The 5,202-nt window shown below is 69.6% G+C and carries 5 protein-coding genes and 2 pseudogenes; 5 read left to right on the top strand and 2 right to left on the bottom strand.

Annotated elements, in window-relative coordinates; translation table 11 throughout:
• Positions 1-377 precede the first annotated feature (377 nt).
• From ABZ924_RS38085 to ABZ924_RS38065, 5 genes and pseudogenes are all read left to right on the top strand, one after another.
• Positions 378-923 carry a hypothetical protein gene (locus ABZ924_RS38085; RefSeq protein WP_361920257.1) on the top strand — a complete coding sequence of 182 codons (546 nt, stop codon included), beginning with the start codon at positions 378-380 and terminating at the stop codon, positions 921-923.
• 675 nt (positions 924-1,598) lie between these two features.
• Positions 1,599-2,918: a hypothetical protein gene (locus ABZ924_RS38080; protein ID WP_361920254.1), complete on the top strand. Its 1,320-nt coding sequence runs from the start codon at positions 1,599-1,601 to the stop codon at positions 2,916-2,918.
• Between the two features lie 337 nt (positions 2,919-3,255).
• Positions 3,256-3,414 (top strand): annotated as a pseudogene (locus tag ABZ924_RS38075) (helix-turn-helix domain-containing protein); the annotation flags it as partial.
• A gap of 2 nt (positions 3,415-3,416) precedes the next feature.
• Positions 3,417-3,533 (top strand): annotated as a pseudogene (locus tag ABZ924_RS38070) (IS481 family transposase); the annotation flags it as partial.
• Positions 3,534-3,800: 267 nt separating this feature from the next.
• Positions 3,801-4,403 carry a dihydrofolate reductase family protein gene (locus ABZ924_RS38065; RefSeq protein ID WP_361920256.1) on the top strand — a complete coding sequence of 201 codons (603 nt, stop codon included), beginning with the start codon at positions 3,801-3,803 and terminating at the stop codon, positions 4,401-4,403.
• A 10-nt stretch (positions 4,404-4,413) separates the two neighbouring features.
• Here the strand turns inward: ABZ924_RS38065 and ABZ924_RS38060 are convergent, their stop codons facing one another.
• Both ABZ924_RS38060 and ABZ924_RS38055 read right to left on the bottom strand, forming a co-directional pair.
• Entirely contained in the window at positions 4,414-4,704 is a 291-nt protein-coding gene (locus ABZ924_RS38060) for a hypothetical protein (RefSeq protein ID WP_361920252.1), read from the bottom strand.
• A complete protein-coding gene (locus ABZ924_RS38055) occupies positions 4,701-5,057 on the bottom strand; it encodes a hypothetical protein (RefSeq protein WP_361920250.1) in 357 nt (118 codons plus the stop codon). Before ABZ924_RS38055 ends, ABZ924_RS38060 begins: the two co-directional genes overlap by 4 nt.
• Positions 5,058-5,202: the final 145 nt, after the last annotated feature.

Below are 5,202 nucleotides of genomic sequence, written 5' to 3'. Positions count from 1 at the left end.
TGTTGAGTTCTCAAGGAACGGACGCTTCCTTTGTACTCACCCTCTCGGGCTTTCCTCCGGGCTTTCGTTCTTTCTTCGTTTCCGACTCTATCAGACTCTTTCGTGTCCGATTCCCGGTCGAAGCGGGTTTCGCTTTCCGGTTCCCGCTTTCGCGTTTCCCTTTCGGCGAGTCCGACTCTATCAGAAGTTTTCCACCGGATTTCCCGGCTTCGGATTCCTGAGTGAGGAGTCGAGTGCGAACCCGTGGAATGAGATTCCCGGGTTGCGTCAGGTTCTGCTTGGGGTTGTCGCCGAACGTCTCCGTTCCAGGCAACCGCTCAAGTCTACATCCGGGGTGGAGGGGTGTCAAAGCCCGGCGCCGTCGCTAGCCTCGACCGATGACCGACAAGATCGCCATCTGGAACCGGCTCGCGGCGCTGCTGCCGGAGCCCGAGGCACAGCACGTGCGGGACGCCTGGGACATCGGCGAGCAGGAGGCGGGGCTCAGCATGCTCATCGCAGGCCTCCTCGACCACCGGGTACAGCTCAGCGAGACGGACAGGGCCCAGATATCCGTGGTGTCGGAGATCTGGGGCGAGCGGGAGAGTCTCGCCCGCCGGCTCCTCCAGTGCGCCGGTGACGGGCGTCCCGCCCCCGTAGAGCTGCTCCCCCTCGACGACGTCGTGCTCGACGCCGCCGAGCTCGGGGCCCAGGGCGACCTGGCGGAGCTGCTCCTCGTGCCGTGGATCGAATGCACGCGCTGCGGCCGAACCCTCATGCGCGGCCACACCCTCGAGCACTGGGGAGACCTCTCCTACTTGGCCTCGCACTACCTGATCGTCTCGCCGGACGACGACAGCATCGAGCGCGAGTTCTCGGACGAGTCCGAGCAGGCAGCCTTCGACGCCCTCCTGCAGGACTGCGCCCGGGTCAGCGGCGCCTGATCCGTCGCGCCCTCGCCGCAGGCGGTGCCCGGTTCGGTGGGCGGGCTGTGGGATGACGCCCGCATGCCGCGTGCCGACCTCGAAGGCCGGCGCATCACCGGCCTGGCCCGCGGCGACATGGATGGACAGAGGACGTGCCCGGCTGCCCCTGCCCTCGCTGCCGGTGTCGGTGACGTGGATGCCTGAAAGGAATCGGCCTACGCCCGTCGGGCTAACTTCGAAGAGCCCGCGGGACGCCTTGGCGCCGCTCGCGGTGTCGACGTGGATATGGTCGCGGGCGACGCCGGACCGCAGCAGGGCGTCGATCTGGTGATCGGGGTCCTGGGGTTTGCCGACACTTCCGAGGCCGGTCCGCGAGCCAGCAGGGGAGCGCCCGGATCGGGTGCCTACCCCTGAGATGGCCTGTTCGAGCGAGCCGCAGCCGCCGTCCCAGCGCGCCTTCGTAGTCGCGTTTGTAATGCGTGGTCGGCTCAACTCCAGCCGCCCCCGTGGACGGCTTGCCCCAGGGCGGACAGGGCACTGGTGGAGCGTGCCCGGTGGGGGCCTCCTCGCGCCGATGGAAGGAACCCCCTGATGCCCTGGCAGAACGTTCGAGCGATGGATCCGGTCCACGGTGTTCGGCGATCACCCCCGGGGCGGCTCCTGGCCGTGGCCTGCCTGGCGGCCATTACTGGGATGGCGCTCCCGGCCTCATCTGCCCACGCCACCACCGTGCACGTGGGTTGCTCGGTCCCGGCTCTTGTCGAGGCGATCACGACGGCCAACAGCTCACCGGGCGCCGACACCCTCCGCCTGGCCAGCAAGTGCACGTACCGGCTGACGTCCCCGGACACGGCCAACCCCGCCAACGGCCTGCCGGCCATCACCAGCGACGTCACCATCGACGGCAACGGCGCGACGATCACGCGCGCCCTCTCCGCCCCCGCCTTCCGTATCCTCCTCGTGGCCGACACGGGCACCCTGACGCTGAACAAGATCACCATCAGCGGCGGCAAGGCGACAGACTGCCCCCTCTTTCCCGGGGAAGCGATCTGCGGCGGCGGTATCAACAACCAAGGCACCCTGACGGTGAACCACAGTCGGGTGGTCCACAACGCCGCCGATACCGCCGCCGACAACCTCTTCGTGGAGGGCGGCGGCATCGACAGCGATGGGACGGCGACGTTGAACGACACCGAGGTCAGCGACAACACCGCCCTCTTCAGCGGCACTACTCCGAGCAGCGCCGACGGTGGCGGGATCGCCAACGACGGCCCGCTGACGGTCAACCACAGCCGCGTCCACCACAACACCGTCCGCGTCACGGCGAACCCCGAGAGCCTCGCATTCGGCGCGGGCCTCGCCGCTTTCGCCCCGACGACGGTCAAGAACTCCATCATCAGCAACAACCTCGCCAGCGCCCCGGGCGGCACGGCACGAGGCGCGCTCAGCAACGGTGCCCCGCCACCGGGCGAGATGATCGTGACCGACACCGTCATCCGGGACAACACCACCAGCGCTCCGGGCGGCAGCGCCCTGGGCGGCGCGATCGCGAACAACGCCAAGCTGTCCATGAACCGCACCCGCATCCTCGGCAACCACGCCACGGCCCCGGGCGGTGGCACTGCCGGCGGCGGCGCGATCAGAAGCGGCGCCTTCGGTGACCTCACCCTGAGCAGCAGCACGGTCCGCGGCAATACCGCCAGCGCCCCCGACGGTGGTACCGCCCGGGGCGGTGGCATCGACAACCCCACCGGCGGCACCGTGACGACCGACCACACCTGGATCGGCGAGAACACCGCCAAGGCTACGGGCGGCACCGCCCGGGGCGGCGGCGTCTTCAACGCCGTGGGCTCAACGACCCTGAACAAGAGCTCCGTCACCGGCAACAAGGCCGGTGACGGAGGCGGCATCTTCAAAGAGTCCGGAACGGTCACGCTGAACAACAGCGCGGTCGAGCACAACAAGCCGAACAACTGCGCCCCGCCGGACCAAGTCCCCGGCTGCACCGGCTGAACCAGCCCGCCGGCGTTCCGGCCCGCCCGTAGCGTGGCGCCAGGAGCTGGGGTCCCAGGACGGGCGCGGGCCGCGAGCATCAGCCGGAGACGGCGAACCTGGACGAGACTGCGGCGGGCGTCTCCAAGCGCATCTTCTACATGGCGGCGTTGATCGTGGCCGTCGTCGGTGCCGCCGAGGCGGCGGGCGAGAACGGACGCCCCCCAACGTCACCCGTGTTGTCCGGGAGCGTTGGTGACCCGGGTGCTGGGTGCTTGAACGAGGTGAGGGCCTTCTGGCTCGGTGTGGATTGCAGCATCTACGCCAATGACAGGAGGCCCTCGTGGCCCCGGCCGTAATGCCCCGCATGACCGAGACCCGAGACCGGGCGTCTTCGTCTGGCCGCTGTGTCGTGGACGACGGCTGGCCCGTGCGGCAGGCTGCGGAACGCTTCCAGGTCAGCCACACCACCGCCGCCCGCTGGGCCAGCCACTACCGGGCCCTCGGTGTCGCCGGAACGACGACCACTCCCGCCTCGCCTACACCGAAGATCTCCCCGACGAGACCGCCCCGACCTGTGCTGCGTTCCTGGCACGGGCGACCGCTTGGTTCGCATCCCTGGGCATCACCGTTGAACCAGGGCCCTCAGACAGGCAACGGCAGGAAGCGTTCACCGACTGGCTCCACTGTCCGGGCAAAACACCTAGGCCGCCGGGCCCAGCTGTGCACAAGCCGACGGGAGCGCGTGCGGACGCCCGACGGCCCGGGTCTCATGCGCGTGACCCAGGTCACACCGCCGGCGGCGTCGTGACCGATGAGTTTCGCGTGGGCCGGCGGTCTTCCTTGTGTAGAGCCACCCGAGCGTCCGCCCGGGCGGGACGGACCCCCAGAGGAGCGAGTCACATGCGCATCGTGGTCACCGAGTTCATCAGCCTGGACGGCGTCGTGCAGGCCCCCGGCGGCGCCGCCGAGGACACCGACGGTGCCTTCGCCCACGGCGGCTGGACGCACCCGTTCTTCGACCCCGAGGTCGTCGGCGGCTCCTTCACCGAGGCCCTGGCCAACGCGGAGGCCCTGCTGTTCGGCCGGCGTACGTGGCAGACGATGGCCGCGGCCTGGCCCGAGCGGGCCGGCGACCCCTTCGCGGACCGCATGAACGCCATCCCGAAGCACGTCGTGTCCTCGAGCCTCTCCGACGAGGACGCCGCGCTCTCGTGGAGCAACACCACCCGCATCTCCGGCGACAAGGCGATCGCCGCCATCCAGGACCTGCAGGCCCGCGAGGGCGGCGACCTCGTGGTCATGGGCAGCCCGACCCTCGTACGGAGCCTGCTGCGCGAGGGCCTGGTGGACGAGCTCCGCCTGAACGTGATGCCGGTCCTCCTCGGCGGCGGCAAGACGATCTACCCCGCGGACGGCGCCCTGCGCACCCTGGAGCTGGTCTCCGCGGTCACCAGCCCCATGGGCGTCCAGGTCTGCACCTACCGCGCGGCCACCCAGGCCTGAGGGCAGCGGCTCAGAGGTTGACCCGCTTGAGGTAGACGCGGCTGCGGTGCGGGATGGTCTGGTACCAGAGCATGAGGTGCTCGTCCTCGTACGTACGCAGCCGCATCGGCTGGGGGTCCTCGTACAGGCTGCCGTCCTTGGGGTCGATGCCCATGGAGGCCAGGTCCACCAGGCCGTCCATGACCGCAGCCACCAGCTCCTGCTGCTCCGGCGGCATGTCGCCGAGCACCCACACCCGGCTCGGATCGCACTCCCAGGCCCAGCCGCTGTCGCTCTCGACGCCTTCGCCCCGCGGGCTCACAGGCCGATGTCCCGCTGCGCCTCGGCGAGGATGCGGCTGCTGGTCTCCATGGCGGCCCGGAACTCCTGCTCGGTGGCGGCAGGGTCTCCGGCGATTCGTTCGGCTTCGCGCAGGGCCGCCGCCCGAGCGGGCCACCGGTGGATCGCCACGTGTGTCGCCCACTTGATCAGGAAGAACCGCAGCGGATTGATCGCCCCTGTCTCCGCGGCCCGGTCGAAGGCCTCGTTGCATTCCCGGTCGAGCACCGCGAGGCTCGCCATGTCGATACGGCGCACCGCGTCCCGCAGCGCTTCCCTCGTCATGGCCGGCTGGGGGATGAGCGGGCCGCCGTCTTCCAGCTGCTGTGCTGTCATCGACTCCTCCAGGGGAACGCGGCCCAGGATACCGAGCCGGCCGTGCACCTGCCCGTAAACGCAGAAAAGCCCCGCACCAGAAGGTGCGGGGCTTTCCCACAATGATTGTTCGGCGGCGTCCTACTCTCCCACAGGGTCCCCCCTG

The sequence above is a fragment of the Streptomyces sp. NPDC046876 genome, assembly GCF_040645035.1.
In the GTDB taxonomy this organism is placed as follows: domain Bacteria; phylum Actinomycetota; class Actinomycetes; order Streptomycetales; family Streptomycetaceae; genus Streptomyces.
The sequence above is the reverse complement of the archived record's forward strand: the minus strand, read 5'-3'. Positions and strand labels throughout refer to the sequence as shown.

Excerpts from the sequence above, each read along its gene's own strand:
- ABZ924_RS38085 (WP_361920257.1), top strand. The coding sequence starts at position 378 with ATGACCGACAAGATCGCCATCTGGAACCGGCTCGCGGCGCTGCTGCCG.
- ABZ924_RS38080 (WP_361920254.1), top strand. The coding sequence starts at position 1,599 with ATGGCGCTCCCGGCCTCATCTGCCCACGCCACCACCGTGCACGTGGGT.
- ABZ924_RS38065 (WP_361920256.1), top strand. The coding sequence starts at position 3,801 with ATGCGCATCGTGGTCACCGAGTTCATCAGCCTGGACGGCGTCGTGCAG.
- ABZ924_RS38055 (WP_361920250.1), bottom strand. The coding sequence starts at position 5,057 with ATGACAGCACAGCAGCTGGAAGACGGCGGCCCGCTCATCCCCCAGCCG.